Genomic DNA, 16,557 nt, shown 5'->3' with positions numbered 1-16,557 from the left:
TAACCGCTTACTAACTACATCTTACAGCCTACTCCAAATAATCGTAACTGCAAAAATACATCAACATTAACGTTTCAACTAGCAGAATTTACTGTACATTAGTAAAACACAAGATGTCAGATCTTCTTCTAAAAACAAAAGCGCAGGCACCGTAGTCTGAATGCCGCCTTTCAATTTATCCGAAAAGTAGTATTTTATAATTTCTTAGGCCATAAAAAAAGACGTATCGGCAACCGATTCGTCCCTTACACTTTATTCATTACTTGTAATACAAAATAAATCCTTGTCGCAAGCTGACATTTAAATCGACCAGATCCCGTTTTTAAATCAACGCCACTCAGCAATTCAATTCTTTCAATCCGATAACGAACTCCCGCTATTGATAAATGCAATTCATCGGCTGTTTGTTGTAAATTCCCATTGTTGTCCAAATATGATTTTAGTGTGATGAGTAAACTTCCTTGGTTTTCATTGTCGTATTCCACTAATTCTGCGATTGTTTCCGAGTAAAACTTAATCAATTCTTGCTGATCGGACCCTTTGAGAAACATCATAATGGGTTCCAGTTCTTTATAATCGGCCTGTCGACTACCAATTGGGTACGTTAATTGAACAAAATTGCATATATGAGTCGCATCCAAATAACTTTTACCCATCATTCGAATCGTATCAACAGGACGACCAGAACCGATATATACTTTTATGTCTGATAAGCTTCCGTTAATTTCCTGAAGTAGATTGGAAGAAAATTCATCAATATGTTGTTCCCTAGACTCTGGAACAATCATAACGACATATCCATCTTTCTTAAATACAACATAATGGGCATACCTTTTCGTGAGAAAACTTAGTATTTCCCTTACCTTTTCTTTTGGCAGAACGGTAATGGCAATAACCTGATTAGACTCGCCCGGTTTAAAACCAAAAATAGACGCTTGCCTTTCTAACAAAGCATCATCTAATAATTTATTATCAATAATTTCGGCAAAAAAATCTTCTCTTTTTCTCCATAAAGATTCTGTAATTTTACGCTGGTGATACATTTGAATTGTAAACACCATTAGGGAGCGGTTTATGATTAATTCTTCCCTTCGATCAAGCTTCTTATCACCGATGACAATCAGTTTACCTAATTCAACTTTTTGACTTTTCAAACCAAATGACTCGAAATAAAAGTTATCTTGCTTCATTGTAAAGGCCTTGCTTTTTATCCAACTATCGTATGCTTCCTCATCCTCTTTACACATAAAGTATGATGAGTAAATCTCGGTTAAATGATTAATAACGATGCTACGCCCTAGGACATTTCCAATCATATCCGTGATATGATTGATATCTTTGTCTTCTAGAAAAAGATCTGTTAATTGATTTTGCACTTTTTCTGACTCGATGATATCTGCATTAAGCTGCTCAATTTCCTTATATATGTCTTCCAAGACTGCCTGCAAAGATTCTGTTTTATAATAGCGTAAGTCCTTCATGTGGACTTCATCGCAGTGTGCAACTGTTTGTGCTATAAAATAACAATCTGTGTCACCTTTCCCCCGGCATTTTTCCTCATAGGCGACAACTTCTTTTCCAAAAATCTTTGTAAGATAACCACTCGCGTAGCCCATTAGCGTCCAGCATATCGCCTCACTATCAACACCTTGTTGAGCAATATGATTTCCCACTTCAAACGAGTTTTTCCAATAACCTGTTAAGTATAATTTATCCTCTTCTATTTCCAAAACATCTGGCTCTACAGTTACAACTCCTTCTAATGTATGCATTGCTGGACCTGCCAACAGTAATTCTTTTGTCGATTTCCAGTCATATTTTTCCCCAAGAGACTCTGCCGCCTTATTGCCACATGCCCAGCCATATCGCATGAGAAATCCTTTTGCGCGTTCTATACCAAGTGTATTAATTAAATCCGTACGCAAAATTCCTAATGCCTCCACGGAGATTAATGCCATTCGTTTATCATGGAGATTAATGATGCCTGAACGTGGATTAACATCAAGTAAATTTTGCAAAAGTAACTGATTGGCTTTCATCGTCATCCTTTCCCCCTCCTATTTTCCAATCCCTTTGTTTTGATAGTCTGGATGCACCATCAATCTTTCAACATTACAAGTCCCTTTTTCCTCGTATCCTCTGAGCGAACCGACTATTTTATCGTTTAATGTAGCTTTTAAAATGGTCTTCCTCTGAAAATCTTCTTCGATCTGATCAAATGTTTCCGTAAGTGGTGCAATTTGATAATTATTATTTATTTGGGCCTCGCGTAAATAAGCATTTTTTTAAATGTCTAGAATCTCTTGTGCATCAGCTTGAATCGCTTACAATAAGAAGATGATGATGATAATATACTAACAAGTTTAACATGATTTGAGAATTTTGTTTCTAATCAAAAAAATGATAATGTATATGGAATTCATATACATTATCTCAGTTATTTTGACACCAATTCCAGCGGTAGGACAGTTTATATTTACAGTAGATCCACTGCACAACGGAACCCCATATGGCCAGTAGAGCTGTCTAAAGTATTGTGTGACCGAGCCGCTACCCTATATCGATTACAATAAGTTTTGTGACAGAGGTAACTTCCACCTCTAATAACTTTTTGATCACCTTTTTGGGGACCCTTTCGATTGATTAGTACTTCCTGCATAGGTACCTGACACTAGTGCAGTTTAGTTTAATAAGCACTAATTCAATGTTAGAATAAGTTAATTTTTACAGAGGGGGAGAAATTGTGAGATTATATTACAGTGAACGAACAATAGAATTTGAAATAGCTTATTTTAGAGATGAGACGCTTCTTCGTGGCAAATTCGATGCCCTTGATATTAAGGAGAAGTCTGCAGCATTCGCTTCAGACTTCATGTTCGCAATCAAGATGTTCGGCTTGTCCAAATGAGATACAGTGAAGCTAAGGTCAAGAAGTTCACCAACAAGAAGTTGTATGAACGGCTAACGCTGCTGAACAACGAAAAGTCACCGGACACCAGATCAATCAAGGTCATCCTGTCGGAGATTGCCCAGCGGGACCCTGCGGAGTACGAGGCGGGAAAAATCGAGGCAGAGGTGGAGAAGTCCAAACGCCACACCGTCATGGAATCTACGGACATTCTCTACCTCGAAATCAAGTACAACGAGGACTATCTCGCCAAGCCCGAATCCGAGACCGACCCATACGAGCGCAAACTCCGGTCGGCCATGCTTGAAATGGTTCAGAAAGAACTAGGGCGTCGGAGAAACTAGGACAATCGAGCAACGAAGGTTCCTGTTTAAAAGAGAAAGCCACCTTTGTGTTTGTGTGCATGTAAAATAAAAAACAAATAGAGATTAGACAGTCAAGTACCTATCTAATCTCCTGTTTATAAATATATAATTGCAACGAATTGTCAGAGTCATCTCTCGCTCAGGTACGCCAAATTCAAACACGTAGCTGTTTTGTAATCAACCTCCTTTTAGTCCAAATTAATGTAAATAACAAAAATAGTTCAAATGCGTTCGTCACTGCCCCACTATCTACATTGATAGGTATCGCACTTCCAATAGTCATAACAACGGCACCTATGAAGAAAACTGGCCATTTCGTTTTTTTCCACAAGATCGCACTTGCCACAATGAGAATTAGTGTAACTAGCAACACCATAATAGGAGGACCTGTCGCTTCTTCTACATTTGAATAGCTGACGACGCCGTATTCTTTCACTACTTCAAGTTCCAACCCGATAACTTCTATCGAAAATTCTAATACGATTAAACCAATTGTATAAAGAATACCTACTAGTACTAGCCACTTTTTCTTTGCCCATTCAATGCCACTTTCCCGTAACGTACCGATCGAATACATAACAAGCAAGGGTGTGATTAAAGCATGTAAGCAAAAACGAGAGAAGTTTAAACTTTCTAATAACTCTCCTTCACCAATCCACTTACCTGTTGCCAGTAGCAAGTTATCATAAATAAGCGGCAATATTACAATATAAATAACACTCGTCCATCTAGCTAAATCTTGTTTTCTAATGCCGTATAATCCCCAGACCAATAATACCGTGTATAATGCTGCATAAAGAAAATATAAATATGTGTCCATTTAAATATTCCACCTCCTTTCTATTCCATTCCCAAATCCCAATTGTTTTAACCAGAAAACTAAATTGTTTACCGCGGGCTTCAAGCGGTTTCACTCGATAAATGAGCGGTCATCCGCGAGCTTCGGGCGGTCTCTATCTATATATGAGCTGTCAGCCACGAACTTCGAGCGGTTTCACTCGATATATAAGCGGCCAGCCACGGGCTTCAGGCGGTCTCTCTCGATATATGGGCGGTCACCCACGGGCTTTGGACGGTCTCTCTTGATATATGGGCGGTCATCCGCGGGCTTCGGGCGGTCTCTTTCGATATATGAGCGGTCGACCACGAACTTCGAGCGGTCTCTATCGATATATGAGCGGTCATCCACAGACTTCGAGCGGTCTCTCTCGATATATGGGCGGTCACCCACGGGCTTCGAGCGGTTTCACTCGTTATACGAGCGGTCACCCAATTGTATAAAAAGCCAATAGAGATTAGATAATCAGCTACCTATCTAATCTCCTGTTCATAAATATGTAATTATAGTTAACTTCATGAATTATAGTAATGCGGTTTAGTGTAATAAGCATTAACTCAATGTTAGAATAAGTTAATTTTTACAGAGGGGGGAGAAATTGTGAGATTACATTACAGTGAAGCTAAGGTCAAGAAGTTCACCAACAAGAAGTTGTATGAACGGCTAACGATCCTGAACGACGAAAAGTCACCGGACACCAGATCAATCAACGTTATCCTGTCGGAGATTGCAAAGCGAAACCCTGCGGAGTACGAGGCGGGAAAAATCGAGGCAGAGGTGGAGAAGTCCAAACGCCACGCCGTCATGGAATCGACGGACATTCTCTACCTCGAAATCAAGTACAACGAGGACTATCTAGCCAAGCCGGAATCCGAGACTGACCCATACGAGCGCAAGCTCCGGTCGTCCATTCTTGAAATGGTTCAGAAGGAACTAGGGCGTCGGACAAACTAGGCCAATCGAGCAACCAAGGCTCCTGTCTAAAATAGAAAGCCACCTTCCTTAATTTATTAGCCTTTCATTTTTAGATCACTCCCCTTAAACTTTAACCCTAAATTGGCCCCCAATTAGCTAGTCAATTGGGGGCATTTTTTTGATATATCAAGATTTTTCGATTTCACCATTTAATGAGCCTGTGCAACAAAAACAACCAACAATTCACCCAATTATATAAAAAGCCAAAAGAGATTAGATAGTCAAGTACCTATCTAATCTCCTGTTTATAAATATGTATTTGTAATGAATTGTTTGAGTAGTTTCGTGCACAGGTACATGAAAATTATTCATTGTGATGAATGTAACGAGGTTGTTACGTAGCACGCGGAAACAGGAGATCCATCATATGCAGAAAATAAAAAGGAGACTAGGTATTATCAAGCCAGAATCAATTTGTTTTCCCAGGCACCCCGGTGATGGTGTTACCAAAATGAAATAATCAAGTATGATAACTAACATATAGAAGCAGAACCTGGAAAAAACTGACTTTAAATTTAAAAGGGGATAATGTGACGGTTTACAATACGCCTAATAGTTTAAGCAGTAAAACGATTACAAGAATTGAAATAATAAGACCTAGAATGTTTCTCAAGGATATCCCTCCTTTTGAAATATTGTACTATGGTTATTATCACTATATGGGTTTTGTAAGGAACTTATTTCAAATTTAAAAGCTAGTGTAATTAGAGGTAACACACGGTTCGACCATAAAGCGAACATAGAATTGAGTGAATTATTGGTTGTTTTTTGTTGCACATAAAATTTTCGAACGGCAGCTGTTTTGCGATCTAAATTATTTCCTGTACTGCAGTCACTTCGTTCTCTGGAGGAGAAAACCTTTTTATTTATGAGCCTTAAAGAATACTACTAATCTTTTAGCAATATACTTACTAAACTTTTCAATATGAGGGGGACTTAATATATTTGGCCTTTATCGTAAAAAAACGGCGGTTGTGGAAAATATTAAACTCGTTACATTATTAGACTTGGTGAAACATGGTGATAAAGTTAATTTAAATATTAAGAATGAAGATGTGCATGAAGGAGAAGCACTCTTAGCTAAAACAAGAATCCTTGTGTTTGAAGGTGTAAGTATTAAGTTTTCTGAATGGGCAGAATGGACCGTTACCATTGTTTTAAATCATGATAATAAGAATTTTACGGTATATAAATCAGATGGTCTAAAAATAGATTGGAATAATGAAACGATTGATTATGCCCGTAATCATTCTTATCAGGATATAGAAGTAGAATGGAATCACAAAGGGGAATGGTGTGATTATATTTCATCGACCGTCCATGATTTAAAGATCAAATTAGATCAACACAGAGATGAAACCAAACTCCGAACTAAACTTGAAGAGGATAGACAACATAAATTAAACGCAGCAAAAGATAATGAACAAAAGGAATATTTCAAACGTGTTTTCCAAAGTAAGTGAATCAATTTCATTAAAAATAGTACCTGTGCATCAAACGAAGACGAACAATCTAACTAATTGTATAAAAGGCCAATAGAGATTAGATAGTCAAGTACCTATCTAATCTCCTGTTCATAAGTATGTAATTGTGGTGAATCGTCGGAATAACCTTGTGTGCAGGTACCTGAAATTAAGCGGTCGGACGCGGGCTTCGTGCGGTTTCTCTCGATATATGAACGGTCAGCCGCGACATTCGGGCGGTCCAACCCGATATATGGGCGGTCGTCCACTGGCTTCGGGCGGTCTCTCTCGATACATGAGCGGTCAGGCACGGGCTTTGGGCGGTCTCTCTCGATATATGAGCGGTCAGCCGCGAGATTCGGGCGGTTTCTATCGATATACGAGCGGTCACCTAATTATATAAAAAACCAATAGAAGTCAAGTACCTATCTAATCTCCCGTTCATAAATATGTAGTGAATTGCCTGAACAGGTATGAAATTAAAATCCTCAATACTTCATATACTCTTATTACTAAGTATTTTTAACTAAGAGGAGGTACGACATGGACATATTCGTTAGACCCGGAGATTCGTTTTGGAATTACAGCCAGCTATTCAAGATGCCTCTTCAACTGATTATCGATTCCAACCGAAACATCAACCCACAAATACTTACGGTAGGTCAGCAAATTCAAATTCCTGGATTTGTTGCTATCAATTATACAATTCAATCAGGAGATACTCTATGGTTGATTGCCCAAAGACAAAATCTTCCTTTGTATACACTTTTCCTTGTCAACCCTAATCTTGAACCGAACCGCCTGCAAGTCGGACAGGTGATTAAAATTCCTAAAAGGATTACCTGGAGGCTTGTAAACGGGAAACAAAACTATGATTACGACATCATGATGAATGATATCAGAAGGTTACTAGCCGTTTATCCATTTTTGCAAACCCCTCCTATCGGAAATTCCGTTTTAGGACTGGAAATACCAGAAATCTTGGTAGGTAGTGGAACTAAACGAGTTCATTATAATGCTTCATTTCATGCGAATGAATGGATTACTACCCCTATCACTTTGACTTTTTTAAATGATTATCTGCTTTCCTTAACGAACCAAACTCCTATCCGCGGTCTTTTCACATTCCCTTTTTACCAGCAAACGACATTATCCATTGTTCCGATGGTCAACCCGGATGGCGTAAATTTGGTGTTAAATGGTCCGCCTGCAAATGAGCCATGGCGAAGCAGCGTTGTTGAATGGAATAATGGCAGCTTGGACTTTTCGGAGTGGAAAGCCAATATTAGGGGTGTGGATCTCAATGATCAATTTCCTGCCAATTGGGATTTGGAAAGAGCCCGTAATCCTAAGAGTCCGGGTCCAAGAGATTATGGTGGTGAAAGTCCTTTGTCCGAACCTGAGGCAATTGCGATTGCGGACCTGACAAGAAAACGTGATTTCGCAAGGGTACTCGCTTTTCATACACAGGGAGAAGTGATTTATTGGGGGTACGAGAACCTTGAACCTCCTGAGTCTGAAGTTCTTGTTAACGAGTTCAGTAGGGTCAGCGGATACGAAGCAGTTCAAACAATTGACAGCTACGCTGGATATAAGGATTGGTTTATTCAGGAATGGCGGAGACCTGGATTCACAGTTGAACTTGGTTCAGGAATAAATCCGCTTCCATTAGACCAGTTTGATGAAATTTATCAAGAGGCGTTAGGAATTTTTCTAGCGGGGTTATATATGTAAAAAAACAATAGAGATTAGATAGTCAAGTATCTATCTAATCTCCTGTTCATAAATATGTAATTGTATTGAATTGCCAGAGCAGTTTCGTTCACAGGTACCTGAAATTAATTCTTTTTACTCCAATTGGGATTTACCATCTAATTTATCATCTAATTCAGATGTGTCTACATCTTCTCCAAACCAAACCTTAAGCTTATCTTTTGCTCGTTTTTTGACATCTTCATCAATATACATAGATACCTGGAATAGCGCAAAGGTAACTGCAGCTAAATCATCGGCATAGCCTACCCCTACAGCAACATCTGGAATTAAGTCCAATGGAAGTATAAAATACCCTAGTGCTCCTAGAATAGTAGCTTTTATTTTCAAAGGTATTTCTGGTTTCTGCAACGTGAAATAAAGGATTAGAACAGCATATACAACTGTTGAACCAGCCTTCTTGGAAAATTTTTGAACCTTATTCCATAACCCGTCATTGGAGTAATGCTTTTCATGTTTATGAATAGCTACCTCGTCCATATTTTCTGCTTCTATTATTAACTCTTCTATCTTCAATTCATCTTGTACCTCTTCTATCTTTAAATCATCTGTTATTTCCTCTAGATTTGTCTCTTCTGAATTATATTTCTTGCTTTTTTTAAACTTCTCAAACAATCTATATCCCTCCAATCTTGTTTTCATTATATTCTTAACAATACACCACTTATATTAAAATTAATACAGCAGTAAAAACTATTGCAATAGGGAGACAAAATATTAAAAATCGGTACCTGTGCAACAAAAACAACCAACAATTCACCCAATTGCATAAAAAACCAATAGAGATCAGATAGTCATGTACCTATCTAATCTCCTGTTCATAAATATATAATTCCAGTGAATTGTCCGAATACAACCTTGCACCAATACTTAAAATTACCTAAAATTAGACAAACACACAAGAATTCCTCCACACATAAGTTAGTAAAACGATAGGGGGTCTTACTATGGACAAAAAACAAGCATCTACCTCAAAAGCCAAATCTCCAAGGTCAAAATGGTATCCTTTTGAAGTGATAGGGGTTTTGTTAGTTTGCATTTCACTGATTATCCTATTATTTGCTCCTAACTCACTGGCTGATTTTTTTAATACGATCATTGGGGAAGTGAAACCAATCGTTGTAGATGTTTTTTTAACAAGTGAAGTGGGGATTGCGATTATTGTCAGTGTGATTTTTGGACGATTATTGGAACGGTTAGGATTTACGGATGGTCTCATACGACTTTTTGTTCCAGTAATGAAGTGGCTTAAAATCAATCCAGCTGTTATCATCCCGAGTGTTTATAATATCCTTGGTGATATTAACGCGGCTGGAAAAATTTCTGGTCCGATTCTCGTTAAAGCAAAGGCTACTAAGGCGGAACAAAAAATAGCTATCGCAACAATGATTCAATCTCCACAATCATTCGCTACCCTGGTATTAGGGCTCATTGCACTTTCCGTTTTTGGTATTCAATCCTTTCCACTTATTGTCCTCTCGATTTTCCTTCCCATTATCGTGGTTCCTTTTATTTTATCAAAAACAATTTATCGAGATACCAAAAGGGTTGAATTGGAACATCTACCTCGCTTTACGCCAAAAACAAGGTTTCTGGAGACGGTATTTTCCTCAGCAAAAGAAGGTGTAGAACTTCTTTTGTTAATCATAATTCCAGCTGTTGCAGCTGTGTTCTTCTTTATTGGTGCTTTAAAGTTTTTTGGTGTTTGGAGTGTAATTGAATCCTCTTTATCTTCAATCTTAACTTTCATAAGTATTGAACCAACAACGGGCATCATTTCAATCCTTGCTGCTCCTACGTTGGCAGTTGCTCAACTTGCAGATCTTGCAAGTACAGTGGATCCACGGTTAATTGTCGGATCATTTGTTTTGGCGAATTCAGGGTTGCCCTTGTCCGTCATTTTTGGTCAGATTCCAGTCACTTGGGCGGAAACATCTGATCTTAATGAAAAAGAAGCTTTAAAAGCTGCACTGATTGGACTGCTACTCCGAGTTGTTACAGCTTTGGCATTAGCTGCTTTTTTAACTCCGTTTTTGGTGATTTAGATGAAGAGTCATCGCTATATAGTTAGGGGAAAAAAGATTGTCACTGTCAGTAAGTTAGGGACGATTGATAATGGTGCTTTTGCTGTGGAAGATGGAAAGATTTTAGCTGTGGGGAAATGGGAAGAACTTCAGGAACACTATCCTAGTTTACCTGTTATGGATTACTCGAATTATGTCATAACACCATCCCTGGTTGATTGCCATACCCACTTATTGGAGTATGCACCATCTTCACTATATTCTACTTCTCCCGAAAATCATTTTGCAGTAGGAAAAGCGCTACTCCTTAGTGCCCTATCATCTGGGATTACAGCACTTGGGGAACAAATATGCGGGCATCCTTTCTGTGATTTTACGTTGAGCGATTATCGAAGTGCTGTTTTAGATATGCCGCTTGATGTTTCCTTTGCAACGACGAGTATATCAATTGGTTTTGAAAAATTAGCTCATTATACGGCTATCACACAGTCACAGACCATAGAGAAAAAAGAGTTAGTCAATCCTAATTTAGTGCAACGGATTGCTCTGGCAAGTGACTATCCAGGTGAAAATATTTTTATCAATGCGACGCCAGCAAATTTTACTGCAGATGAAGTCCCAAGGGCAGGTGAAATCATTTATACACTAGAAGAATTAAGACAGATCGTAGAAATCTATCACCAATCTGGTAAGAAAATAGGTGCGCATGTTGCTGGTGAGGTTGCTCTGCAAATGGCCTTGGAGGCTGGTGTTGATGTGTTGCACCATGCACATGGCATTACGGAACAGTTAATAATTAAAGTAGCAGAACAACAGGTGAAAGTTGTCGCTACACCGATGGGCGGAACTCATGTACGGCCTAATTCACCTGAAGAGATTCTAAAATTAATGAATAATAATATTGGTGTTTCAATTTCTACAGATGCTTACTTACCCCCTTATCAAGGAATTTCATGGTTGCCATTTCAAGATCAAACCCTAAAAGGACCAGATGTATTGATGCTCATTGCCAACCCGGCCATGCAGTTATTAAAGCAACATGACTATGATGAAAATGAGATTTTAGCAATGTTAACTGCACATCCAGCCGAAATTTTAGGCAAAGGAGATTGCTTTGGTAGGCTAGAATGGGGTTTAGATGCAAACTTCCTTGTGGCGGAAGGTGTTCCTGGCTTAGAAATTACTGAGATTGAAAAGATAAAGCAAGTTTTCTTTCGAGGTGAAATAGTAATTGATCGAACAAAGTAGTTGTTTGTGTGCCTGTGCAACAAAAAAACCAATAACTCTCTCAATTGTATAAAAAGCAAAAGAGATTAGATAATCAGCTACCTATCTAATCTCCTGTTCATGAATATGTAGTTGTGGTGAATAATCAGAATAGATCAACGCACAGGTACCTGACACTACGTCTAAACTCTGTATATCATTTTCAGCAATGTGAATGTCCGAAGACTTGTTGGTTAATCCAATTGAAGGTTCATTCAATGCAGTACAACCAGCTAATAAAATTATCGAAAATACTACGAGTACTTTATCAATAAGTATTTTAACCTCACTCCCCCCTTTCTTTAGTATTTATCTAATAGAAAACCATATTCACTTCTTTATACTGGGAGTGCTATTGTCGGGTTGCGGAACGGGCCAAGTTTTTCAAATCGAAGAAGAAGCGACTTTGAAAAACATGTGAATAGATTCGAAGAAACAGTGAATATCATCTTGTTTAGTCTGTAAATCAAAACGGCGTCCTTCATGAACTTTTATATACACATATAAATTCGGAAGGAATGATTCGATTGTGTGGAGAAAACTGTTCACTGATGCATCTATGTTTGTTTTCTTAACGGAAGTTTCAATCGTAATTGTGGCCTTTAACGTTACGAAGTAAATCCATCGCCTAGACTCGATACAGAGCCATCCCTCGCCCTAGAAGATTCCTATCAATTACTTAATCGAAAGCGATATAAGTGCCCTTCAAGCGGTTTAGATAACAACGCCTATTTGCTATAAGTTTGTACAAGCGGAAGGTGAATAATATTCTAACCCTACTATCTTTATCCTCACACAAAAACGACAGAGAAGGGTAGCATCTGCATCCCTTTTCTGTCGTTTTTCCTGTACTATTGATTCTAAGTCATTTTGGGGACCTGCTTCTTCGTTGACTTAATGCATTACACTTGAGGCCTACGCGAGGTAGGTCACGGACTTAACTTTCCGCTACTTTTGGCTGATGAACATGTTTTAATTTCGACACCTGGAACTTATACGTTATAGTTAGCAAAATAAACCAAACAGGCGTTACGAACAAGGCAACACGAGTATCTTCCGCAAGTGCAAGAACAACAAGAACGAACGCTAGGAAAAGTAGGATTGCGTAGTTGGCAATCGGGTAAAGCGGCATTTTAAATTTGCTTGCTTTCGCTAGCTCTGGTCTTGTTTTACGATATTTCATATGGCAGATAACCGTAATTCCCCAAATAAAGATGAAACATACTGTAGAAATACTTGTAATTAGCGTAAATACGCCTTCTGGCATAACATAGTTCAAAATAACAGCAATTAGAATAACGATACTTGAGAAGTACAATGCACCGGCAGGTACTTTACGTTTATTAAGTTTTGCTAAACGTTCAGGTGCATATTTGTCTTTAGCAAGTGAGTACATCATTCTGCTTGTACTAAACATAGCACTATTACATGCCGAAGCAGCGGATGTCAGGACAACAAAATTGACGATACCAGCAGCTGCAATGATTCCAACCCCTACGAAAACTTGAACGAATGGGCTTTCCGAAGGCTTGACTGCAGTCCACGGATAAATACTCATAATGATAATCAGGGCGCCAATATAGAAGATAATAATCCGAATAGGGATATTATTGATGGCTTTTGGAATAACCTTTTCCGGATCCTTTGTTTCGCCCGCCATCAGACCAACAAGTTCAATCCCAACAAACGCAAATACTACCATCTGGAATGAGAGAATAAATCCACTGATGCCATTCGGGAACATTCCGCCGTGGCTCCATAGATTCGTGAAACTAGATGGACCTTCACTCGTTGAAAATCCTTTAATAATCATAACCGATCCAATTACGATTAATCCTAGAATCGCAATAACTTTAATCAATGCGAACCAGAACTCCATTTCACCAAAAAGCTTTACAGTTGCAAGGTTCATAATTAACAAAACGACTAGCGCAATTAACCCCGGCACCCACTGTGGTATTTCAGGGAACCAGTACTGGGCATAGAGACCAACAGCTGTTATATCGGCCATTGCGATTGAAATCCAGCAAAACCAGTAGGTCCAGCCAGTCATAAAAGCTGCCATATTCCCTAAATAATCTTGTACAAAGTCCACAAAAGTATTATATTTCAAATTGGATAAGAGTAGTTCTCCAAGTGAGCGCATAATCAAAAAGCAAATTATACCTGTAATAAGGTAAGCAAATAAAATTGAAGGTCCTGCTAGATGAATAGACTTTCCTGCTCCTAGAAATAATCCGGTTCCGATTGCCCCGCCAATTGCAATTAGTTGTACGTGTCTATTTTTTAGGCCTCTTTCCAATTGTTGTTCCTGCATAAAATGTTTCACTCCTTAATTTTCAGGTTAGTAATAACGAGTCTTCTGATCATACTTTCACACTTCTGTCACTTCATAATAAAGCGCTTACATTTTCAATAATTGTAAATACATAATAGACCGCCGATTAACAATAATAATTTGATAAGTAGATTTCCTCATAGACTATGTTGATGTACCCTCCTATTTACAATTTACCACATTTCACCACAAAAAAAGGGCAGAGGAAATATAGGTGTTCACCTATACTTCCTCTGTCCTTTTACCTGAGAGTGTAACTCCTTTGGTGGCACATGGCGCTCTCCAGAGACGCGTCCTATTATGGTCCTTTTACCTGAGAGATTGATTCCTGTTTTTCGGAACTTGCTCCTTCGGTGCTAAACAATACGTTTAGTCTCTCCCATAATATTCATCCGCTACTATTCGATTAATTAATATAATAAACCATAGAATGGTAAAAGTCTAGTCAATATTCTGAATTTAGTCATTATTTTGCATCATGCAGCATATAGGGACGTACTGCTGCTCTCTGACTATGCCAAATCGATGCTTTCCACTATCTTTTCAAAAAAGCGCACAACTTCAAACCTTCTAATTGTTAACTCAGCAATTCGTTTGTCACGTTCTTCGATTGATCCGCTAGTTATCGTTGGAGGAACGATTACTACTAAGTAATTGCCCCCGATTGATGAACTGCAATACAGATTATGACTTACTAAAAGTGTCACTCACACCATTCTGACAATTAAACGGCTGGTTGAGGTTTGAATAGTTTAAGGGACTGGCAAAGTATTTATAAATCAATCAAATCGAGATCTTACTATCTAAGCTTTTTTGTTATCTAATAATAATTTAGTTGCAAATGCTCCAGCTCCTAATGCAACTGCTGTAACGATAGTGAAAAAACCTGTTGCTTGATTTCTGTCTTTTTCTTCTCTTTCGTTATTATTCTGCCGTTGTTTTTCTTTTTCTTCTCTCATCCTATTCATAATATCTTCTCTTTGCTTGTAAAGACTAGATTTTTCTTCTGGTTCGTTAGTTTCACTAATTTCTTTATTAATTGAATTTAATGTTTCTGAGAGGGCAGCATTGTATTCCGAGGTTGATTGTTGATCAGCTATAGTTATATCCTCACTACTTTTTCCAAACTTCAGGGCTTCTTTCGCTAAATCAGCAAGAGTTTTTGCAGCTTCAGCACTTGCTTTAACCGTATCGTTTTCAGGATTTTTTTCATTTTTTTCTTTCATAGTATTCTCCTTCTCTTCATAATTTAAAGCTGTTTTTAAAGCACCACTCACGCAATTAATACAAGTCCTGTTCTAATACCATTATCGCTGCACTGGAATAAAAAACGCAAATACTAGTATTCCCAAACTGCTAAAGACGGCATCTGTTTGTTTATGAAATGCTTGTACATCTAATTTATTAAAAAGGACGGTTGCTATTAGTAGAATTACTGCATTTACAACCAATGCTGTTAGAACACTCAGCAAGTTATGGTGTGAACTAGCAGAGAAACAAGTATTGTAAATAACACTATTGTATTCAAAACATACCCCCCCCATAACTTAATAATTTGGCCCGTTTGCGGAAGACTGATCTTACTGAAAATCAATCAAATTTGTATAACGAGCGCGAATTTCTTGATTACAGAAAATATGATTTTTCATCTTAAATCTTCCAGAAGTTATGTAGTGGTAAAAACAATGTCAAGGGTGGTACATTTCCTTGGCTGTAATCATCCACTTCTGCAATTATCTGAATAGCATCTGAATTGCACGGTGCACAGGCATGGATTTTCAGGCTCTCACGTCCGCAAACGGTGGCTCAAAACTCCGCACAGCTGGCTCATTCTGTCCGCAATACTCAACAACTCCATTCATTCACTTCTATAATTGTCTGAATAGCGTATGAATTGTGCGGTGCACAGGCACGCTTTTCCGCAGGCATCATTTTTCATTTTTTATTCCACCTCTATCTTATATTTAGGATTTAGGCCTTCTATTTCATCCTTGTTAAACTCTATTCTTAGCTGCTCGGATAACTCTCCAATAAAATCAGCCATTTTAATCGAATCATTCTCATTTCCTCGACGATATCCATATTCTAAAATACGCTTGAATTCTTCTTGTAATTCTACCGTTGTCATGCGACAATACTTCCTTCCCTTTTCACTACATGTTGTATTAATTAATAACCTTTCCATATATTGTAGTACACTTTCACTAAATATAATGTCGAAATTAGTCGTAATCTATTAATTTAATGTTAATTTTGATATAAAAGATCTTGAACTGGATATGGACATGAGATAGTGACACGTGTGCCAGATTTTAGAGCCACTTCGGACAAATTCTAGGGACATTTTGAGACTTAAGAAAGGGCATAGGTGGGGTGAAATGAAAGGTGTCTCAACAAGATCAAAACACCTGAAACATTGAATTAACAAAGTTTCAGGTGTTTCTTATTGAATCTACATTTTAAATTATATCCCAGGAGGATGTTTTCAAGAGCGTTTTAACCCCAACTCAACAAAAGGTGGTGGAAAATAGGATTGAAAATGAAAAAACCTCAAGCTACGTTTAAACTGTACCCTGTGTAAAGGACAATTAAAAAAAGCCTATGCTA

General features: G+C 38.1%; 15 protein-coding genes, 1 pseudogene and 1 riboswitch. Of the genes and pseudogenes, 7 read left to right on the top strand and 9 right to left on the bottom strand.

Features of this window, described 5'->3' with window-relative positions; genetic code table 11:
* Nucleotides 1–245 precede the first annotated feature (245 nt).
* The 3 genes and pseudogenes from AC25Y6_RS13830 to AC25Y6_RS13820 form a co-directional block, all read right to left on the bottom strand.
* Entirely contained in the window at nt 246–2,045 is a 1,800-nt protein-coding gene (locus AC25Y6_RS13830; protein WP_488143436.1) for a XylR N-terminal domain-containing protein, read from the bottom strand.
* 12 nt (nt 2,046–2,057) lie between these two features.
* Nucleotides 2,058–2,240, bottom strand: a complete 183-nt coding sequence (locus tag AC25Y6_RS13825) for a GNAT family N-acetyltransferase (protein WP_488143479.1) — start codon at nt 2,238–2,240, stop codon at nt 2,058–2,060.
* 236 nt (nt 2,241–2,476) lie between these two features.
* Nucleotides 2,477–2,641, bottom strand: a pseudogene (locus tag AC25Y6_RS13820) (formylglycine-generating enzyme family protein); the annotation flags it as partial.
* Nucleotides 2,642–2,743: 102 nt separating this feature from the next.
* On the opposite strand from AC25Y6_RS13820, the gene AC25Y6_RS13815 reads away from it, so the two are divergent.
* Nucleotides 2,744–2,908, top strand: a complete 165-nt coding sequence (locus AC25Y6_RS13815; protein ID WP_488143435.1) for a hypothetical protein — start codon at nt 2,744–2,746, stop codon at nt 2,906–2,908.
* Complete coding sequence (locus tag AC25Y6_RS13810) at nt 2,905–3,252, top strand: hypothetical protein (protein WP_488143434.1); 348 nt, start codon at nt 2,905–2,907, stop codon at nt 3,250–3,252. The genes AC25Y6_RS13815 and AC25Y6_RS13810 overlap by 4 nt, the downstream gene beginning before the upstream one ends.
* A 175-nt stretch (nt 3,253–3,427) precedes the next feature.
* Here AC25Y6_RS13810 and AC25Y6_RS13805 read toward each other — a convergent pair whose 3' ends face one another.
* Nucleotides 3,428–4,093 carry a hypothetical protein gene (locus tag AC25Y6_RS13805; RefSeq protein WP_488143433.1) on the bottom strand — a complete coding sequence of 222 codons (666 nt, stop codon included), beginning with the start codon at nt 4,091–4,093 and terminating at the stop codon, nt 3,428–3,430.
* 618 nt (nt 4,094–4,711) lie between these two features.
* On the opposite strand from AC25Y6_RS13805, the gene AC25Y6_RS13800 reads away from it, so the two are divergent.
* The 3 genes from AC25Y6_RS13800 (at nt 4,712) to AC25Y6_RS13790 (ending at nt 8,283) form a co-directional block, all read left to right on the top strand.
* A complete protein-coding gene (locus AC25Y6_RS13800) occupies nt 4,712–5,065 on the top strand; it encodes a hypothetical protein (protein ID WP_488143432.1) in 354 nt (117 codons plus the stop codon).
* Nucleotides 5,066–6,060: 995 nt separating this feature from the next.
* On the top strand, nt 6,061–6,549 hold the full coding sequence (locus AC25Y6_RS13795) for a hypothetical protein (protein ID WP_488143431.1): 489 nt from the start codon (nt 6,061–6,063) through the stop codon (nt 6,547–6,549).
* 543 nt (nt 6,550–7,092) lie between these two features.
* The gene (locus AC25Y6_RS13790; RefSeq protein ID WP_488143430.1) at nt 7,093–8,283 is read left to right on the top strand and encodes a M14 family metallopeptidase; all 1,191 of its coding nucleotides are present in this window, start codon (nt 7,093–7,095) and stop codon (nt 8,281–8,283) included.
* A 114-nt stretch (nt 8,284–8,397) separates the two neighbouring features.
* Here the strand turns inward: AC25Y6_RS13790 and AC25Y6_RS13785 are convergent, their stop codons facing one another.
* A complete protein-coding gene (locus AC25Y6_RS13785) occupies nt 8,398–8,802 on the bottom strand; it encodes a YkvA family protein (protein ID WP_488143478.1) in 405 nt (134 codons plus the stop codon).
* A gap of 467 nt (nt 8,803–9,269) precedes the next feature.
* Here AC25Y6_RS13785 and AC25Y6_RS13780 point away from each other — a divergent pair, with 467 nt between their 5' ends.
* Nucleotides 9,270–10,367, top strand: a complete 1,098-nt coding sequence (locus tag AC25Y6_RS13780; RefSeq protein WP_488143429.1) for a hypothetical protein — start codon at nt 9,270–9,272, stop codon at nt 10,365–10,367.
* Complete coding sequence (locus AC25Y6_RS13775) at nt 10,368–11,594, top strand: amidohydrolase family protein (RefSeq protein ID WP_488143428.1); 1,227 nt, start codon at nt 10,368–10,370, stop codon at nt 11,592–11,594.
* A 955-nt stretch (nt 11,595–12,549) separates the two neighbouring features.
* Here AC25Y6_RS13775 and AC25Y6_RS13770 read toward each other — a convergent pair.
* The 4 genes from AC25Y6_RS13770 to AC25Y6_RS13755 form a co-directional block, all read right to left on the bottom strand.
* Nucleotides 12,550–13,929, bottom strand: coding sequence for an amino acid permease (locus AC25Y6_RS13770; protein WP_488143427.1), 1,380 nt, complete (start codon nt 13,927–13,929; stop codon nt 12,550–12,552).
* Nucleotides 13,930–14,241: 312 nt separating this feature from the next.
* Nucleotides 14,242–14,342, bottom strand: a riboswitch (glycine riboswitch).
* A 120-nt stretch (nt 14,343–14,462) separates the two neighbouring features.
* The gene (locus AC25Y6_RS13765) at nt 14,463–14,657 is read right to left on the bottom strand and encodes a hypothetical protein (protein ID WP_488143426.1); all 195 of its coding nucleotides are present in this window, start codon (nt 14,655–14,657) and stop codon (nt 14,463–14,465) included.
* Nucleotides 14,658–14,753: 96 nt separating this feature from the next.
* On the bottom strand, nt 14,754–15,227 hold the full coding sequence (locus tag AC25Y6_RS13760; RefSeq protein WP_488143425.1) for a hypothetical protein: 474 nt from the start codon (nt 15,225–15,227) through the stop codon (nt 14,754–14,756).
* A 665-nt stretch (nt 15,228–15,892) separates the two neighbouring features.
* Nucleotides 15,893–16,078: a YwzD family small protein gene (locus AC25Y6_RS13755; RefSeq protein ID WP_482104222.1), complete on the bottom strand. Its 186-nt coding sequence runs from the start codon at nt 16,076–16,078 to the stop codon at nt 15,893–15,895.
* Nucleotides 16,079–16,557 lie beyond the last annotated feature (479 nt).

This window comes from Sporosarcina sp. Y1004 (assembly GCF_057669665.1).
This window is presented reverse-complemented; position numbering and strand designations above follow the sequence as displayed.

Excerpts from the sequence above, each read along its gene's own strand:
- AC25Y6_RS13790 (WP_488143430.1), top strand. The coding sequence starts at position 7,093 with ATGGACATATTCGTTAGACCCGGAGATTCGTTTTGGAATTACAGCCAG.
- AC25Y6_RS13770 (WP_488143427.1), bottom strand. The coding sequence starts at position 13,929 with ATGCAGGAACAACAATTGGAAAGAGGCCTAAAAAATAGACACGTACAA.
- AC25Y6_RS13810 (WP_488143434.1), top strand. The coding sequence starts at position 2,905 with ATGAGATACAGTGAAGCTAAGGTCAAGAAGTTCACCAACAAGAAGTTG.
- AC25Y6_RS13780 (WP_488143429.1), top strand. The coding sequence starts at position 9,270 with ATGGACAAAAAACAAGCATCTACCTCAAAAGCCAAATCTCCAAGGTCA.
- AC25Y6_RS13830 (WP_488143436.1), bottom strand. The coding sequence starts at position 2,045 with ATGACGATGAAAGCCAATCAGTTACTTTTGCAAAATTTACTTGATGTT.
- AC25Y6_RS13775 (WP_488143428.1), top strand. The coding sequence starts at position 10,368 with ATGAAGAGTCATCGCTATATAGTTAGGGGAAAAAAGATTGTCACTGTC.
- AC25Y6_RS13805 (WP_488143433.1), bottom strand. The coding sequence starts at position 4,093 with ATGGACACATATTTATATTTTCTTTATGCAGCATTATACACGGTATTA.
- AC25Y6_RS13755 (WP_482104222.1), bottom strand. The coding sequence starts at position 16,078 with ATGACAACGGTAGAATTACAAGAAGAATTCAAGCGTATTTTAGAATAT.
- AC25Y6_RS13785 (WP_488143478.1), bottom strand. The coding sequence starts at position 8,802 with ATGGACGAGGTAGCTATTCATAAACATGAAAAGCATTACTCCAATGAC.